Below are 17,147 nucleotides of genomic sequence, written 5' to 3' on the forward strand. Positions count from 1 at the left end.
AGCATTACTTACTTTTGATATCAACAAGCTTCAAGGTCACTTTGCTGATCACAAGCATGACTTCCACTCACGTCGTGGTCTGCTTCGTAAAGTAAGCACTCGCCGTAAATTGCTTGATTACCTTAAAGGTAAAGATATCTCGCGTTATACTGCACTAATCAAAGAGCTTGGCCTACGTCGCTAAGAACTTGATTATCAAAAGGGGAGCTTTTTAGCTCCTTTTTTTGTGGCTAAAATTCCTCTACACGCCGAGATTAAATAAAAGCGCTCACCAAGCGTTACTGCCCGCTACTTTCCTTGTCTTTATCTTTTTACTGCACTCGCATTTTACGGTGGCTTTGGTATATACTGTGCGCGTAGATAAAAAGGTTTATCTACGCTATTAACGTCATCGCCAATTGTAGTACTTAATTGATTTTCAAATAAATACAATTAAGTACTGTAATTGGTACCTAGATGACGACTTAAACACATTTAAAAAACATTTAAGGAATATTTTAAGTGCAAGCAATTATTAAAGAATTTCAACTAGGTCAACACACAGTGACCCTAGAAACAGGTGCTATCGCTCGTCAAGCAGACGGCGCAGTACTAGCAAGCATTGGCGACACTTCAGTATTGGTTACTGTTGTTGGTAAGCGTGAAGCACAACCTGGCCAAGACTTCTTCCCACTAACAGTTAACTACCAAGAGCGTATGTACGCTGCGGGTCGTATCCCAGGTGGTTTCTTAAAGCGTGAAGGTCGCCCTAACGACGGTGAAACACTGATTGCACGTCTTATTGACCGTCCAATTCGTCCACTTTTTCCAGCGGGTTTCGTAAACGAAGTACAAGTTATTGCAACGGTTGTTTCTGTAAACCCTGAAATCCAACCAGATATGGTTGCGATGATTGGTACCTCAGCAGCACTTGCTATTTCTGGTATTCCGTTCAGCGGTCCAATTGGTGCATCACGCGTTGGTTACATCAACGGTGAATACGTACTTAACCCAACTCTAAAAGAGCTTGAAGAAAGCCAACTTGATTTAGTGGTTGCGGGTACTGATAAAGCAGTACTTATGGTTGAATCAGAAGCAGACGTACTTGCTGAAGACGTAATGCTAGGTGCCGTTGTATACGGTCATGAGCAATCACAGTCTATCATCAATGCAATTAACGAATTTAAAGCAGAAGCAGGCAAGCCTACTTGGGATTGGACTGCACCTGAGAAAAACGTATCACTTGAAGAGAAAGTAGCTGAACTTGCTGCTGATAAAGTAGGTGAAGCTTACCGTATTACTGATAAAGTAGCGCGTAAAGAAGCATTAACTGCTGCAAAAGATGCGGTTGTTGAAGCACTAACAAGTGAACTTGCTGAAGGCGAAACGCTGGATAAGCAAGAAGTAGGTAAAGTATTCGGTTCACTTGAGAAGAAAATCGTTCGTGGCCGTATCGCTGCTGGTGAAAAACGTATCGATGGTCGTGAACCAGACATGATCCGCGCATTAGATGTAATGACAGGTGTACTGCCACGTACTCACGGTTCTGCCATCTTTACCCGTGGTGAAACGCAAGCATTAGTAACAGCAACACTTGGTACAGAACGTGATTCACAGTTAATCGACGATTTAACGGGTACACACAAAAACCACTTTATGCTTAACTACAACTTCCCTCCATTCTGTGTAGGTGAAACGGGTTTTGTGGGTTCTCCTAAGCGTCGTGAAATCGGCCACGGTAACCTAGCTAAGCGTGGTATTCAGGCTGTCATGCCAACATTGACTGAATTCCCGTATTCAATCCGTGTGGTATCTGAAATTACTGAATCAAATGGTTCATCTTCAATGGCTTCGGTATGTGGTACGTCACTAGCACTTATGAATGCCGGTGTACCAATTAAAGCGTCTGTTGCAGGTATCGCGATGGGTCTAGTTAAAGAAGACGAAAAATTCGTTGTTCTTTCTGACATTCTAGGTGATGAAGATCACTTAGGTGACATGGACTTTAAAGTAGCGGGTACGACTAACGGTATCACTGCGCTACAAATGGACATTAAGATTGAAGGCATTACGCAAGAAATCATGCAAATTGCGCTTAAACAAGCAAAAGCAGCACGTTTACACATTCTAAATGTGATGGACGAGGCAATTTCTGCACCGTCTGAAGAGCTTTCAATGTTTGCACCGCGTATCTACACTATGAAGATACCACAGAAGAAAATCGCTGAAGTTATCGGTAAAGGTGGCGCAACTATTCGTCAACTTACTGAAGAAACTGGCACTACAATTGAAATCGGTGATGATGGCACGATTAAAATTGCAGCAACTGACGGCGAAAGCGCAGCAAATGCAATTAGCCGTATTGAGCAATTAACCGCTGAACTTGAAGTAGGTACTATCTACGAAGGTAAAGTTGTGCGTATTGTCGACTTTGGTGCGTTTGTAAACATTCTGCCAGGTAAAGATGGTCTAGTACATATTTCGCAAATTAGTACTGAGCGCGTGAATAGCGTGACAGATCACTTAAGCGAAGGCCAAGAAGTTAAGGTTAAAGTACTTGAAGTAGACCGCCAAGGCCGTGTACGTCTAAGTATTAAAGAAGCGATGGAAGCAGCTGCACCAGCTGCTGAAGCATCAACAGACGCGTAATTGCGAATGTTTCATCCAGTGATATTTACTGGATAACTTAAAAAAGGGGCTGTTTAGCCCCTTTTTTTATGCTTTAATGAATGTAACTACGATTACTAATAGCAGCCGTGTTAAATAGCGCTGCGTGCCTCGGTAGGGATTTATATAGGCACAGACTCGATGTTATTGGGAATAAAGTATTTATTAGTTAAGCAGTTAGGCTGAACCTTATTAGACATCATCTGTCTGATTTATTTGCTATTTATTTTGGTATTAAGGATTTTAATGACACTCAAACATTTAGCCTTGGCATCTTTTACTCTTTTGTCTTTAAGCGCGTGTCAAACCACCACACAAGCAGAATCAATACCGATTATCAATGTGCCGTTTGCAGCCCCATTGGCTTCTGACTTTAGAAGCGAAATTGCCATTGCACGTTATAGTGAGTTACTTAATCGCGCTGATTTAACCACCGAGCAACAAGCCAAACTTTATTACGATCGTGGGGTATTATTTGATAGCTTAGGGATGACGACCTTGTCGCGTATTGATTTTAATCGCGCGGTGAAGCTTAAACCTGACTTAGCCGAGGTGTATAACTTTTTAGGTATACAACACACCTTAATGCAGCAGTACGAAAAAGCCTATGAGTTTTTTGACTCAGCATTAGAGCTCAATGAAGGGCATGAATATGCTTATTTAAATCGCGGTATTGCGCTGTATTATGCGGCGCGCTCAGAGCTTGCTGAAATCGACTTCACGGAGTTTTTATCCCGCTCGCCAAGCGATCCCTATCGTATTTTATGGCTGTATTTAGCACAAGCAAATCAACAGCAAACGCAAGCGCTCGCGGTATTGAAAAGTAATGCGACTGCGGTGGATGAATCACAATGGGCGTATCAGCTTATTAGCCTTTATTTAGGTGAGCTCAGTGAATATGATTTTTTATCAGCCATAAGTGATGGCGTAAAGTCAGAGCAAGAATATGCACAGCGCCTGTGTGAAGCGTATTTTTACTTAGCCAAATTACATCAAGCGGCGGGTAATATTAATTTAGCTAGCGACTACTTTAAGTTAGCCTTGAGCACCAATGTGCATGAGTTTATTGAATATAAATACGCGCGCTTAGAACTTGAGTTGATGGCAGGTGAAGACGCCAGTTAACTATTTAGCCGCGGCAATAATTTTATTTGCCAGCCTATTAATAGCTGGCTCTAGTAATCACGCAGCAGCGATTGGCTTTTGGCAAGTGTTACATGCCAAAGCCAATGTCATATCCAGTTATTGGCTTTTCCCCAATTACTTTTCACAACAGCTAACACAACTGCCCGACAGTGCACTTGCTATACTGGCACGTAATGACATTCCCCACGCTCAGCACAGTTACTCAGTTAAATTATTAAAAAATAACCGTACCGATGCCGCTAAGTGGTATTGGCGTGCCAGTGTAGATCAGGTTGATGAAGCAAAGCGGCAGCAGTTAGCAGCGCAGTTGCTTGCACAATCACAGTGGCAGGAGTTACAGCTGTTAGCCAAGCAAGGGTTGTTACCGCCTGGGGCGGTTGATAATCACCTGAAGTTGCATACCAGTGAGCCCTATCAGCGCGTACCCACGGCGTTTCTTCAGCAACACGGTTTTTTAAGCTTAACATCCCCCATAACAGCTGAGCCACAATGTGTGTTTAACGTGTTAATGATGAGCGATCATCGCAATGGGTTGTATAAGTTGGCGCAGTTTATACACAACTACCAACGTCAGCCAGAGCCGAGTGACGCTGTGTTTTGTTTTTCCCGGCCGAGTTATGTTGCGGGCGCCATTGATTGTCAAAACCAAGCAACCAGCATGGCGCGCTGCGATTGGCACAACGCCGCACTGGTACAGCAATTACCCCGCGGCTTTGATTTTATGGTAATGATGACCAAGCAGGGCAGTGCGAATGTACAAAGTGGTGTGATGCAGCTTAACTCCACGGCGCATTATCAGCTGTTTCTGCATGAGTTGATGCACTTTAATGGCTTTGAAGATGAATATGAATTACCGCCAGCAAAGCAAGCTTGGTTGTGTCAACAGCGTGGCTTTGTGGCACCTAATTTATTTATTGCTAAAGACCAGCCAGCTCCTCAAGGCTGGTATCGAAGTCGCAGCTGTCAGCAGGGCGCAGTGGCGTATAAACCCAGTGAACAGTGGTCGATTATGCAATATCAGCAGCTGGCATTGTCGGCGCAATACAGAGCGCTGTGGCAAGCACATATTGCTACGCACTTTGCGTTATTTCCTCGTTATAGCGCTTTCATTGAAGGTGCAAAAGCTGCCCGCTAAATATTTAAAGTGTTTACTCTAAGACGGATAAAAAGCGAACATAATTGATATTGTTGCACTAATTTATATACAAATCTGTTTGATAATTATGCAGCTAGGGCTGCTTTCTATAGACAAAAACAGCGTTTATCAGTATAACTGTACGTATTAATGCTGTTAAAAATCAGCCAATAAAAGCCTATGCCTCAGTCACTTTGGTATTTAACTACAATAAGTTGTGTATAGATAAATTATGATTCTAAAAGGCCCTTCATTATGACTTTGCTCTGGATACCCTTGTTATCCTTAATTGGCAGTGTTATTTCTGCATGCACCAGTCAGCTTTCTCGTAATCAAGCGACCAGCTTGACGTTACTTGCTCCGTTCACTGCATTTTGTATCACCCTCTATCACGCTCCTGCAGTGTTTGCTGGCGAAACCATTCGCTTTACCGCCTCGTGGATCCCGGCGTTAGGGCTGGATTTTTCGTTGCGTTTAGACGGCTTAAGTTTACTGTTTATGTTTATGATTTTAGGCATCGGCTTATTGGTAATTTTATACACCCGTTATTACCTAAGTGAAAAAGATTCGATGGCGAAGTTATACAGTTACTTGATGCTGTTTATGACGGCGATGTTGGGCATAGTGATGTCTAATAACGTTATCCAGCTGTGGCTGTTTTGGGAATTAACCAGTATTAGCTCGTTTTTATTAATTAGTTATTGGTGGCAAAAGTCAGAAGCGCGTAAGGGCGCGCGTATGGCACTAACCGTAACGGGAGCCGGTGGTTTAGCACTGCTGGGGGGCTTGCTATTAATTGGTGATATTGTTGGCAGTTATAACCTCGATATCATTTTAGCCAGCAGAGCGATTATTCAATCACACGATTTATATGAACTGGCCCTGGTATTGGTGTTATTAGGGGCGTTTACTAAATCCGCACAATTCCCATTTCACTTTTGGCTGCCTCATGCAATGGCCGCCCCCACGCCAGTGAGCGCTTATTTACACTCGGCGACTATGGTTAAAGCGGGGATCTTTTTATTAGCCCGTTTTTATCCCGCGTTAGCCGGCAGCGAAATGTGGTTTATCTTAGTGGCATTAACCGGTTTAACCACTTTGTTATTTGGCGCTTATATTGCTTTATTTAAACATGATTTAAAGGGTTTATTAGCGTATTCAACGATAAGCCATTTAGGCTTAATTACCTTATTACTCGGCCTTGATACTGAGCTTGCGACCGTGGCGGCTATTTTTCATATTATTAATCATGCGACCTTTAAAGCGTCATTATTTATGGCAACGGGCATTATTGATCATGAAACCGGCACGCGAGATATGCGTAAGCTCAATGGCATGTGGCGCTTTATGCCGTATACTGCCACTTTGGCAATGGTGGCCGCAGCCGCGATGGCGGGGGTGCCACTACTGAATGGCTTTATTTCCAAAGAAATGTTTTTTGCCGAAACACTACACCAACAGGTGCTGGGCTCTATGTCGTGGCTCATTCCTGTGTTAGCAACCATTGCTGGCGCGTTAGCCGTGGCTTATTCGGCACGCTTTATCCATGATGTATTTTTTAATGGTGACCCGATTGATTTACCACGCACCCCACATGAGCCGCCGCGTTACATGCGCGTGCCCATCGAAGTATTAGTGGTACTGTGTTTATTAGTGGGTATGTTTCCTCACTTTGTGGTGGATGATATTTTATCAGCTGCGTCTTTGGCCGTGCTTGGCAAAGCGATGCCAGAATATCAATTAAGCATTTGGCATGGCTTTAACTTACCATTACTAATGAGCGCTATGGCGGTAGCCGGTGGCTTATTTATTTATGTTAACCGTAAGTACCTGTTCCAATTTCAAGCATCTTTACCACCATTAAATGCGAAAAAAATATTTGAACGCTTAGTGCAGGCGGTGATTAATTGGAGCCAAGATAAGATCACCAAAACCGAAAATGGCTCGTTGCAACGCTATATATTTATTATGTTAGCGGTGATTTTATTAGCGGCCGGCTGGCCACTATTTGAAATGGAAAAATTAGCTGGCAGTGTGCCTAATAACCCCGTTGATTTACATAATGGCATTGGCGCAGGCTTGTTGATTATTGGCGCGATAGCCACCGTGCTTAGTCACCGCTCACGTATGGTCGCGTTACTGATGTTGTCTATTGTTGGCTTGATGGTGGCTGTAGTATTTACTCGTTTTTCGGCGCCAGATTTAGCGTTGACCCAGTTAACCGTCGAAGTTGCCACTATTATCTTACTGATGCTTGCGCTGTTTTTCTTACCGCAAAGTACCCCGAGAGAGTCAAGCTCGCTGCGTATTTTGCGCGACTTAAGCATTGCTTCAACGGTCGGTGTGGTAATTGCCAGCATTTGTTATGCGTTACTAACGCGTCCACTTGACTCTATTTCAGACTTTTTCATTGCCAATGCTAAAACCGGTGGTGGCGGCACCAATGTGGTGAACGTTATTTTAGTTGACTTCAGGGGCTTTGATACCCTTGGGGAGATCACGGTATTGGGTATTGCGGCTTTGGGAATTTATAAATTGTTGTCTCGCATTCCACTGTTTATGCCAGCCACCGACAGCGAAGGCCGGCAGTGGGCGCGTGAGCGTCACCCGATTTTATTGGCGAGCATTTCACAAAGCTTATTGCCGCTTGCGCTACTGGTTTCGGCGTATATTTTCTTACGCGGCCATAATTTACCCGGCGGGGGCTTTATTGCGGGCTTAATTACTTCAATTGCCTTTATTTTACAGTATATGGCCCATGGCTCTACCTGGATCAGTGAGCGTTTTGATGTTAATTATCGCAAAATTATTGCCTCGGGAATTGCCGTAGCGTTATTCACTGGTGTGGGTAGTTGGTTGTTTGATAAGCCGTTTTTAACAACCTGGTTTGACTACTTTGCTATTCCGTTGATTGGCCAAGTTGAGTTAGCCAGTGCCATTGTATTTGACTTAGGTGTGTACTTAACTGTGGTCGGTGCCACATTAATGATATTAGCGAGCTTAGGGGATATGACCACCAGTGCCGAAAAAAGTGAGGTAAATAGTTAATGGAATTATTATACGCGTCGTGCGTAGGTGTATTAGTCAGTTGCGGTATTTTTTTACTGCTAAGAGCACGTACTTTTCCTGTTGTACTTGGGCTAACGATGATCTCCTATGCTGTTAATTTATTTTTATTTTCATCAGGGCGACTGACCACGAATAAAGCGGTGGTACTAGGCACCAGTGCCGATTATGCCGATCCGTTACCGCAGGCGTTAGTGCTGACAGCGATTGTGATTGGCTTTGCAATGACAGCGTTCGTGGTGATTTTAGCAATACGTGGTCGTGCAGACTTAGGTAATGACCATGTTGATGGCCACCTTGTGAGCAGTAAATACAAGGTGAAAAAATGATCCAGCACTTAACATCATTGCCTATTTTGTTGCCGATGTTGGCAGCCATCATAGTGTTATTACCCCCGTGTGGAAAAAGTTTATTTGCGCGCCGTTTAATGTCGGTGATGATGGCGGTCGTTACCTTTGTGGTAAGTCTGGTACTGCTGATTCATGTGCACAGTAACGGTATTAACGTCTATGCTATTGGTAACTGGTCGGCGCCGTTTGGTATTGTGTTAGTGGCCGATATGCTGTCTACCTTGTTGGTAACATTAACCTCATTTTTAGGGGTTGGCGTGGTGCTGTATAGCTGCACCGGTGATGACGAAAATGGCAGTTTCTTTCACCCCCTTATTCACTTTTTAATTTTGGGTGTGAATGGTGCCTTTTTAACCGGTGATTTATTTAACGTTTTTGTATTTTTTGAAGTGTTATTAATTGCCTCTTATGCACTACTGATGCATGGTGGTGGTAAGCAAAAAACCAAAGCGGCATTGCAATACGTTATTTTAAATTTAGTGGGCTCGAGCGCCTTTCTAATAGGCTTAGGTATTTTATATGGTGTATTAGGTACGCTAAATATCGCCGATATGGCGCAGAAAATACCCTTGCTCAGCGGTGACGATATTTATTTAGTGAAAGCCGGCGGCTTACTGTTATTAGTGGTGTTTGCTTTAAAAGCGGCTTTATTACCGCTGCATTTATGGTTACCCAATACTTATGCCAGTGCCACGCCGGTGGTGGCGACCTTGTTTGCGATTATGACCAAGGTGGGTGTCTACGCTATGCTGCGGGTGTATACCGTGATGTTTGGTGAACAAGCCGGTGAGCTTGCGCATATGGCACAACAATTAATGTGGGGCTTAGCGGTTGCCACTATTATTGTGGGTGCGATAGGGGTGTTAGCTGCGCAGGATTTACGTAAAATCACTTCAAACTTAGTGTTGGTGTCGGTGGGGACTTTGGTGGCGTTAGTGTCATTACAAAACATCAATGCCACCGCCGCCTTACTCTATTATTTAGTGCATTCAACGTTAGTGTGTGCCGCTTTATACTTAATAGCTGATTTAATTGCTATTCAGCGTGGCAAAGCGGCCGATAGGCTGGTTGCAGGACGAGCGGTTAAACAGCCCTTTTTATTAGGAAGTTGTTATATTATCGCAGCACTTACCGTGATTGGTATGCCACCATTTTCAGGCTTTATTGGTAAAATTTGGATTTTAAAAACCACTTTAAATAGCGAGAATGCGTTATTTTTCTGGCCCGTGTACTTGCTTAGCAGTTTAGTGTTAATTATTGCGCTGGCGCGTGCCGGCACCAGTTTATTTTGGGAAAGTAAATACACCGGCAGTGAGCTTAACGATACGCCAAGTGCCCACCCATTGCAGGTGATTGCTATTGTCGGGTTATTAGCCAGCAGTGTGTTATTAGTGGTGTTTGGTGGCGTGATCAGTGATTACAGCATCGAGGCTGCAACGCAACTACACGATATTAATGGTGGCATAAATGCCGTACTCAAAGGAGGTGCGTAATGCGATTAAAAGCGCGTTTTACTTTATTGCCTACGCCATTTCGTAGTGTGTTTTTATTTATTGTATGGCTATTATTAAACAACAGTGTGTATGCGGGGCACTTAGTGCTGGCCACCGTATTTGCGATTGTTATTCCGCTTTTTACGCGCACCTTTCGTGATCCTCAGCCGTTAATTTTAAGGCCTGGCTTGGCATTTAAGCAGGTGTTTATTGTGCTTTACGATATCATAGTGGCTAACTTACAAGTGGCTTTGTTAATTTTGGGGCCAACTAAAAATATGCGTCCGGCGTTTATTAAAGTGCCACTAGACTTAACCCATGAAATGCCGATTACTATTTTAGCCAGTTGTGTGTCACTAACCCCAGGGACGGTGAGCGCCGAGGTATATCCTATTGTTGAGTCACTGAATCATGGCGAACAACTAAAACAGCGCTACTTATTAATTCATGTACTCGACCTTAAAGATGAGCAAGCGCTGATCAAAGAAATTAAAACACGGTATGAGGCTCCCCTAAAGGAGATATTTAAATGTTAGACACAGTATTATTAATCGTATTTAGTATGATTGGCTTAGCGTTACTGTTAAATTTGTGGCGTTTGGTGATTGGCCCCTCGGTGCCGGATAGGATTTTAGCCCTTGACACTATGTATATAAATGTCATCGCGCTGATCATTTTATACAGCATTAGTATGAATACCGGGATTTACTTTGAAGCGGCTTTATTAATTGCCATGCTGGGCTTTATCAGTACGGTTGCATTATGTAAGTATTTACTTCGCGGCGATATAATCGAATAAGGTAGCGCAATGATCAGTGAATGGATTGTATCAATATTATTATTACTGGGTGGCTTGTTTATATTAATTGGCTCGATCGGATTAGTTAAATTACCCGATTTTTTTATGCGTTTGCATGGCCCCACAAAAGCAACCACCTTAGGCATGGCCAGTGTGTTAACCGCGGCGATGGTGTATTTTGCCAGCACTAAACATGGTGTGAGTGTGAAAGAAGTGTTGATCACGATTTTCTTACTTATTACTGCGCCGATCAGTGGTTATATGCTAATTAAAACGGCGATTCACCATAAACTTAAGCCACGAGATGGCACCAAAGGGCTGGACAATATAGAAGATTAATCGCAGTGCGCCATGACTGGCGTAACCTAGCCCTGTAGTGATAAACAGCCGAATAAATTTTTATTCGGCTTTTTTTATGCCACTTTAGTTGACCTATGTGTAACACCTTGGTTTACACTGTAAACTAATTCGAGTTTTAGCATTGAATTTTCTCTTGGCAGTGATCATGGAGCGGCTATGTACGTTAAGCAATTAGCAACCAAAATGGGCGTGACCCCCGACACGGTGAGGCACTACACTCGGTTACAGTTACTGCGGCCAATTCGTAACCTGAGCAATGGCTACCAACAATATTCACAGCGCGATCAACAGCGTTTAAGCTTTATTATTAATGCGCGCCAACTTGGCTTTTCGCTGCAAGATATTCAGCAAATTATTGCAGAGTCAGAGCAAGGGCATTGCCCATGCCCGTTAACCCGACAACTGATCACTAAGCGCTTAGCTGAAACAGAAGCCTTGTTTCAACAAACACTCAAACTGCGTACCCGTATGCAAGCAGCCGTTAAACAATGGCAAGGCTTGGCAAATGGTGCAAGCGCCGCTGAGGTGTGTAGTTTGATAGAGTCATTTGTCGATCCTATTAGCAGCACTGATAACAAACCGGAGGCATAATGAGTAATAGCACGAAAGGCAAAACACAAAACTTTATTATTGAAGGGGCTAATTGTGGTAGTTGTGTCGCCAAAATAGAGCAAGCGCTTCAAGCGGTACCTGGGGCGCATCGTGTTGAAATGAATTTTGCGCAGCGCACCGTGCAAGTTGAAGGGCCGGCTGCTGAGCAAGGGCTTATTGCAGCGGTCAATAATATTGGCTACACGGCTAAACCTATGGAGGGGGGCTCAGAGCAAGATGCACTGGATGAAAAAGCCGAAGCGGATGCTGTGCATTATAAAAAATTAATGCGTAATATGCTGTTAGCGTTAGCCGTAGGTGCGCCTTTAATGCTCTATGGGCTGATTTTTGATATGAGTGTTACCACCACAAACCAACGCATTAGCTGGTTTGTGGTGGGAGTAATGACTGCCATTGTGATGGTGATATCCGGAAAGCAATTTTATAACGGTGCTTGGCAATCCTTTAAAAATCACAGCGCCAATATGGATACCTTAATCGCCTTGGGAACAGCCACTGCCTGGCTGTATTCTATGTTTGTGGTTATTGCGCCTAACCTGTTGCCAGAGGTGGCCAGGCATGTCTATTTTGAAGCCTCAGCGATGATCATCGGATTAATTAATCTTGGCCAAGCGCTTGAGGTTAAAGCCCGTGGACGTACCTCAGAAGCGATTAAGCGCTTAATTGGTTTACAACCTAAAACAGCGCGCGTTATGCGCAGTGGTCACGAGCAAGATGTGGCTATTAGTGAGGTAATAAAAGGCGATCATGTGCGGGTACGCCCTGGTGAAAAAATACCGGTGGATGGTGAAATTCTCGAGGGTAACAGCAGCGTAGATGAGTCGATGCTGACTGGAGAGCCGATGCCTGCGGTTAAAAGCGCAGGAGATACCGTTGTAGCGGGCAGTATTAATAAAACCGGTACGCTGTTATTTAACGCCACCCATGTAGGTCAAGAAACCACACTCGCTAACATTATTAATATGGTAAAACGAGCACAAAACTCTAAACCCGCAATCGGGCGTTTAGCCGATGTGATCTCGAGTGTGTTTGTCCCGACAGTGATGATTATTGCTATATTGGCTGGGTTAGCATGGCTAAACTTTGGCCCGCAGCCGAGCATTGCCTATGCCGTGGTAGCAGTAACCACAGTACTGATTATTGCCTGCCCATGTGCATTGGGGTTAGCTACGCCCATGTCGGTCATGGTGGGCATTGGTAAAGCGGCAGAATCAGGGGTGCTTATTCGTAATGGTGAAGCATTGCAAACGAGCGCGAACATAACCACCATGATTTTAGATAAAACCGGCACTATTACTCAAGGTCGCCCTGAAGTGACCGACATTATCACGTTTAATAACAGCGATGAGTGCAGCGTAATGCAAGCTGTTGCCAGTTTAGAAAGTAGCTCAGAGCATCCATTAGCCGAGGCCATTACAGCCTATGCCAAAAAGCAGCAGCTAGTGCTAAGTAAAGTAACAGAATTTGATGCACTCACCGGTCAAGGTGTCATAGGCAAGCTTGACGGTGATACGCTACTGTTTGGTAATAAAGCGTTAATGGATAAATATAAAGTAGCGGTTGATGACGCGCTCCCTCAGGCAGACACACTGGCCAATGAGGCCAAAACGCCGATGTACTTTGCGGTTAATAACCAGCTGCATGCCATAATAGCGGTGGCAGATCCTATTAAAGCCGACTCCGCTGCCGCAATTGAGCGCTTACAACGCAGCGGCCTGCATATTGTTATGTTAACAGGGGATAATAAAACCACCGCGGCGGCAGTGGCGAAACAAGTCGGTATTGAGGACTTTATTGCAGAAATGATGCCCGATGACAAAGTCAATGAAGTCACGAAACGTCAAGCGCAACATGAAATAGTGGGCATGACGGGAGATGGCATTAATGATGCCCCGGCATTGGCGCAAGCCGATGTGGGCTTTGCCATTGGCACAGGCACCGATATAGCCATTGCCAGCGCCGACATTACGTTAATGCGCGGCTCTTTGCATGGTCTTGCCGATGCCATAGCGGTAAGTAACGCCACCATTGCCAATATTAAACAAAACTTGTTTGGCGCCTTTATTTACAACATAGCGGGTATTCCCATTGCAGCAGGGGTACTCTATCCCTTGTTTGGCTTATTACTAAACCCGGTGGTTGCCGGCGCTGCAATGGCATTATCATCGTTAACTGTGGTAACGAATGCGAATAGATTACGCTTTTTTAAAGCCAATAATTGATAACCCTAATGAGGAGCAATTGCTATGCTAATGGTTAACTTACTCGGAGCGATATTAATCGCGGTGATTATTTATTGGTTTTGGCTTTATAAACCTCAGCAAGTGAGCAGTGATGATAATAACGTCACTGTGCTGGTGAGTAACGGGGTTTACCAGCCAGCACAGATAAAAGTGGTCGCGAATAAGGCGTTAACGCTCACCTTTAACCGTCAAGACAGTGCCCCTTGTAGCGAAACGGTGATCTTTCCGCAACTTGAAATCAGTAAAACGTTACTAAAGGGTGAAGGCAATACCCTTGAGTTACCGGCACTGAAAGCCGGAGAGTATGACTTTCATTGCCAAATGCAGATGTATAAAGGCAAGTTAATTGCGAAGTGATCGCTGAGCTAAATGTGTTGCTAGCGCGTATTGGCTAAATATACACATTTAGCGCAATGGGACTGTTTACAGTTGATGAATAAATTAAACCCAAAAAAACTCTTGAATAGTAAATGGACTGCGGTTGCGGCAATTAATAAAGAAAAACACTTTATCATTGTTGCGGTTGAATTCGATGAAGACGGTGATGTTATTGAGTGCATGACCGAGGCGGTGATATCACACAATCAATATGCTATTGACTGGCGAGAGTTAAAAGATACAGAAAAATGGCGACAAGGCTGGCAGTAACACAAAACAGCGGATTGGAATAACCTCTCGTTGAAGGTTGCATAATGCCGCCATTCGCCATTTGGCAACAAAATAGCTAGTTGCTAAAGACTCGCGCTATTTTTATAAATATTAGCTAATAACTTTTAAATTCCTTTTTTTTCATACGGTTAAAATTGTATTTTAACCGTTATCTCTTCCATTAATTGCATTGTTCAGCTGCAGTTTATACTCATCGCAACTTAACCATTATTTCAGCTGTTATTTTAACCCAGCTGAGTCCTTTTTATTAAATTTAACTTATTGATTTAATTGGTATAATTTACAAAGTCAGATTAACTGTTGCCAAAAAGCAACAAAAATAACGACTTGCAACCATCCAGCTTCATCAATTTTCACCTAAGCTATTGTTATTTAATATTAAATAAAACATGGCATTGAAGTTGTAATACCTAAGCTGTATTTAGCAAAACACGATTAAAGTGCAACGGCTTTAATCATTATCCTATGAAGGAATTAGATGATGAAAACAGTTCAATCTACACTGGTATTAATGGCATTAGCTTCTTCATCAGCAGCTTTTGCAGCACCCGATTTTGACTCCCTTGATGTGGACGGTAATGGGGCGATTAGCCAAACAGAAGCATCCGTAGATGCAGAGTTAATGGAACAATTTCAAGAGCTTGATAGTGACCAAAATGGTGAACTATCAAACGCTGAATTTTCTAAGGCATAAGTTTACTAAAAGCAGCGTTTTCTACCCACGATGACACTAAGATTCTGAGTTGCCCAAGACAACCTAAGTAGGCAAGGGAGCCTGTGAAAAAGAATCATAAGGACATTTTATCATCGACGCTAACATTTAATTTTTTAATATTACCAATATGTGAAGGAATAAATTATGAAAAAGTTACAATCAACATTGGCTCTTATGGCACTGGCTTGCTCATCAGCGGTATTCGCTAACAGCGATTTTGACACCCTTGACGTAGATGGTAGTGGCACAATCAGCCAAGCTGAGGCTTCGGTTGACGCTGAATTAACGGCATTGTTTGCTGAGCTGGATATTGACGGTAATGGCGAGCTATCTAAAGCAGAGTTTGCTGAGTATTAATCACGCCGCCGTTGCTAGGTGCTTGTGCCGTAAATTAATGGCGCTATAGACACACATTAGACGCACTAAAAAGCAGCCAATTGGCTGCTTTTTAACGTTATTAAATAGGCTAATTAACTCAGCGCTTATCTTGCTCACGCTGGGCTTTAAAATCAGACTCTGCGTGCCACTGTGGCCAGTCACCATTGTTAGCCAGTTGGCTGGCGATATCAATAATTAACTCAATGTCTTGTTTTACACCGCCAAGTGACCAGCTGGGTGAATAGTCATCGGCTTCTTTATGATATTTATGGCTAATATAGTCGGGGTCGGTGTCGCCGAGGCTCATAAATAATAAGCTTGGCACGCCTTGTTTCGACAATGAAAAGTGATCAGAGCGGAAAAACAAGCCATTTTGCGGGCGCGGATCCATTTTTATGCTGCGGCCTTGGGCTTGAGCGGCCTTCGCTAAATAATCTTCCATTGCCGATAAGCCTTTGCCGTATTGCAAAACATAATCGGTTGCATCCAGTACGTTCATGCCATCAATATTGAGTAAAGCGACCATGTTACGAGTGGGGATCACCGCGCCAGTGGCAAACATTTCTGAGCCAATTAAACCGGTTTCTTCGGCGGTAAAGTTGGCAAATAGTATTGAGCGTTTAAACGGGGTTTGCTGATGTATGTTGCTCATAATGCGGGCAATTTCAAGCGTTGCGGCGGTGCCCGAAGCGTTATCAACTGCACCGTTATAAATTTTCGGACCACTGTCGGTTTGTTTAGTGCCAAAATGATCCCAGTGCGCGCTGATCACCACGTACTCGTCGGGTGCTTCACTGCCGGTTAGCTGGGCTACCACGTTATTAGATTTTGCGTGTGATACTGCGTTATTAAAACTTAAATTGGCTTTAAGGTTAAGCGCTGTGGCGCTAAAGTCTGGCTCTAACGCATGTTTTTTAAGTTGTTGATAATCTAACCCTGCCGCGGTAAATAGTTGCTCGGTGGCATCAATATGTAGCCAACCCATCACCGGTAACTCATCCACGTTATTATTGTTATCGATAAGGGTGTATTTGCTAGCCGTATTAGAGCTTTCTACTACGCTCCATGGGTACGCCGCAGGTGCTGTTTCGTGCACGATGAATACGGCAGCAGCGCCTTGACGTGTCGCCTCTTCATACTTGTAGGTCCAGCGCCCATAGTAGGTCATGGCATTACCGTTAAATAAGCTGTCATCTTGTGTGGCAAAGCCTGGGTCGTTCACTAGCATCACCACGGTTTTACCCGTTACATCGATGCCGGCGTAATCATTCCAGTTATATTCTGGTGCATTAATACCATAGCCAACAAACACCACCTCAGAGTTGCGCACATCAATAATGGGTTGTAGTTGCTTAGTGCGCGCGGTGAAGTCTTTACCCGCGGTAAAACTTAACTCGCCAATCTGTAACTGCATCGTTTGATCAGCCGTTACCTTTGCCATGGTTACAGGTTGTAAAAACTTACCTTGGTAAGCACCCGTTAAACCAGCAGCTTGGTACTGTTTTGCTAAATAGTTAATCGTTTTTACTTCGCCC

General features: G+C 43.7%; 17 protein-coding genes. 16 read left to right on the top strand and 1 reads right to left on the bottom strand.

Annotated features, from left to right (window positions below; genetic code table 11):
• The 16 genes from rpsO to ABYB02_RS07545 form a co-directional block, all read left to right on the top strand.
• Positions 1-184 (top strand): 30S ribosomal protein S15 (gene rpsO / locus ABYB02_RS07470; RefSeq protein WP_372761843.1); only part of this gene is annotated, 184 nt, incomplete at its 5' end.
• Positions 185-501: 317 nt separating this feature from the next.
• Complete coding sequence (pnp, locus tag ABYB02_RS07475; protein ID WP_372761844.1) at positions 502-2,628, top strand: polyribonucleotide nucleotidyltransferase; 2,127 nt, start codon at positions 502-504, stop codon at positions 2,626-2,628.
• 264 nt (positions 2,629-2,892) lie between these two features.
• Positions 2,893-3,771: a lipoprotein NlpI gene (gene nlpI, locus ABYB02_RS07480; RefSeq protein ID WP_372761845.1), complete on the top strand. Its 879-nt coding sequence runs from the start codon at positions 2,893-2,895 to the stop codon at positions 3,769-3,771.
• Complete coding sequence (locus tag ABYB02_RS07485) at positions 3,755-4,927, top strand: hypothetical protein (protein ID WP_372761846.1); 1,173 nt, start codon at positions 3,755-3,757, stop codon at positions 4,925-4,927. The genes nlpI and ABYB02_RS07485 overlap by 17 nt, the downstream gene beginning before the upstream one ends.
• 255 nt (positions 4,928-5,182) lie before the next feature.
• Positions 5,183-7,975 (top strand): monovalent cation/H+ antiporter subunit A, encoded by a 2,793-nt coding sequence (locus ABYB02_RS07490; RefSeq protein WP_372761847.1) that lies wholly within the window; start codon positions 5,183-5,185, stop codon positions 7,973-7,975.
• Positions 7,975-8,322, top strand: a complete 348-nt coding sequence (locus ABYB02_RS07495) for a Na+/H+ antiporter subunit C (RefSeq protein WP_372761848.1) — start codon at positions 7,975-7,977, stop codon at positions 8,320-8,322. Before ABYB02_RS07490 ends, ABYB02_RS07495 begins: the two co-directional genes overlap by 1 nt.
• Positions 8,319-9,836, top strand: a complete 1,518-nt coding sequence (locus ABYB02_RS07500; RefSeq protein ID WP_372761849.1) for a monovalent cation/H+ antiporter subunit D — start codon at positions 8,319-8,321, stop codon at positions 9,834-9,836. The genes ABYB02_RS07495 and ABYB02_RS07500 overlap by 4 nt, the downstream gene beginning before the upstream one ends.
• On the top strand, positions 9,836-10,372 hold the full coding sequence (locus ABYB02_RS07505; protein ID WP_372761850.1) for a Na+/H+ antiporter subunit E: 537 nt from the start codon (positions 9,836-9,838) through the stop codon (positions 10,370-10,372). The genes ABYB02_RS07500 and ABYB02_RS07505 overlap by 1 nt, the downstream gene beginning before the upstream one ends.
• Complete coding sequence (locus ABYB02_RS07510; protein ID WP_372761851.1) at positions 10,366-10,635, top strand: K+/H+ antiporter subunit F; 270 nt, start codon at positions 10,366-10,368, stop codon at positions 10,633-10,635. Before ABYB02_RS07505 ends, ABYB02_RS07510 begins: the two co-directional genes overlap by 7 nt.
• A 9-nt stretch (positions 10,636-10,644) precedes the next feature.
• Positions 10,645-10,974 (top strand): Na+/H+ antiporter subunit G, encoded by a 330-nt coding sequence (locus tag ABYB02_RS07515; RefSeq protein ID WP_372761852.1) that lies wholly within the window; start codon positions 10,645-10,647, stop codon positions 10,972-10,974.
• A gap of 177 nt (positions 10,975-11,151) precedes the next feature.
• Positions 11,152-11,586 carry a MerR family transcriptional regulator gene (locus ABYB02_RS07520; RefSeq protein ID WP_372761853.1) on the top strand — a complete coding sequence of 145 codons (435 nt, stop codon included), beginning with the start codon at positions 11,152-11,154 and terminating at the stop codon, positions 11,584-11,586.
• Positions 11,586-13,829: a heavy metal translocating P-type ATPase gene (locus ABYB02_RS07525; RefSeq protein WP_372761854.1), complete on the top strand. Its 2,244-nt coding sequence runs from the start codon at positions 11,586-11,588 to the stop codon at positions 13,827-13,829. Before ABYB02_RS07520 ends, ABYB02_RS07525 begins: the two co-directional genes overlap by 1 nt.
• A gap of 24 nt (positions 13,830-13,853) precedes the next feature.
• Positions 13,854-14,207, top strand: coding sequence for a cupredoxin domain-containing protein (locus ABYB02_RS07530; protein ID WP_372761855.1), 354 nt, complete (start codon positions 13,854-13,856; stop codon positions 14,205-14,207).
• A gap of 75 nt (positions 14,208-14,282) precedes the next feature.
• Positions 14,283-14,498 carry a TIGR02450 family Trp-rich protein gene (locus ABYB02_RS07535; protein ID WP_372761856.1) on the top strand — a complete coding sequence of 72 codons (216 nt, stop codon included), beginning with the start codon at positions 14,283-14,285 and terminating at the stop codon, positions 14,496-14,498.
• 502 nt (positions 14,499-15,000) lie between these two features.
• Positions 15,001-15,213: a calmodulin gene (locus tag ABYB02_RS07540; protein WP_372761859.1), complete on the top strand. Its 213-nt coding sequence runs from the start codon at positions 15,001-15,003 to the stop codon at positions 15,211-15,213.
• A 165-nt stretch (positions 15,214-15,378) separates the two neighbouring features.
• The gene (locus ABYB02_RS07545) at positions 15,379-15,591 is read left to right on the top strand and encodes an EF-hand domain-containing protein (protein ID WP_372761857.1); all 213 of its coding nucleotides are present in this window, start codon (positions 15,379-15,381) and stop codon (positions 15,589-15,591) included.
• Positions 15,592-15,709: 118 nt separating this feature from the next.
• Here the strand turns inward: ABYB02_RS07545 and ABYB02_RS07550 are convergent.
• On the bottom strand, positions 15,710-17,147 hold a 1,438-nt coding region (locus tag ABYB02_RS07550), incomplete at its 5' end, for a M28 family metallopeptidase (protein ID WP_372761858.1).

Origin of the sequence: Pseudoalteromonas sp., assembly GCF_041613455.1 — a bacterium.
GTDB lineage: Bacteria > Pseudomonadota > Gammaproteobacteria > Enterobacterales > Alteromonadaceae > Pseudoalteromonas.

Excerpts from the sequence above, each read along its gene's own strand:
- ABYB02_RS07540 (WP_372761859.1), top strand. The coding sequence starts at position 15,001 with ATGAAAACAGTTCAATCTACACTGGTATTAATGGCATTAGCTTCTTCA.
- ABYB02_RS07490 (WP_372761847.1), top strand. The coding sequence starts at position 5,183 with ATGACTTTGCTCTGGATACCCTTGTTATCCTTAATTGGCAGTGTTATT.
- ABYB02_RS07500 (WP_372761849.1), top strand. The coding sequence starts at position 8,319 with ATGATCCAGCACTTAACATCATTGCCTATTTTGTTGCCGATGTTGGCA.
- ABYB02_RS07525 (WP_372761854.1), top strand. The coding sequence starts at position 11,586 with ATGAGTAATAGCACGAAAGGCAAAACACAAAACTTTATTATTGAAGGG.
- nlpI (WP_372761845.1), top strand. The coding sequence starts at position 2,893 with ATGACACTCAAACATTTAGCCTTGGCATCTTTTACTCTTTTGTCTTTA.
- ABYB02_RS07495 (WP_372761848.1), top strand. The coding sequence starts at position 7,975 with ATGGAATTATTATACGCGTCGTGCGTAGGTGTATTAGTCAGTTGCGGT.
- ABYB02_RS07530 (WP_372761855.1), top strand. The coding sequence starts at position 13,854 with ATGCTAATGGTTAACTTACTCGGAGCGATATTAATCGCGGTGATTATT.
- ABYB02_RS07520 (WP_372761853.1), top strand. The coding sequence starts at position 11,152 with ATGTACGTTAAGCAATTAGCAACCAAAATGGGCGTGACCCCCGACACG.
- ABYB02_RS07510 (WP_372761851.1), top strand. The coding sequence starts at position 10,366 with ATGTTAGACACAGTATTATTAATCGTATTTAGTATGATTGGCTTAGCG.
- ABYB02_RS07505 (WP_372761850.1), top strand. The coding sequence starts at position 9,836 with ATGCGATTAAAAGCGCGTTTTACTTTATTGCCTACGCCATTTCGTAGT.
- ABYB02_RS07545 (WP_372761857.1), top strand. The coding sequence starts at position 15,379 with ATGAAAAAGTTACAATCAACATTGGCTCTTATGGCACTGGCTTGCTCA.
- ABYB02_RS07515 (WP_372761852.1), top strand. The coding sequence starts at position 10,645 with ATGATCAGTGAATGGATTGTATCAATATTATTATTACTGGGTGGCTTG.
- ABYB02_RS07535 (WP_372761856.1), top strand. The coding sequence starts at position 14,283 with ATGAATAAATTAAACCCAAAAAAACTCTTGAATAGTAAATGGACTGCG.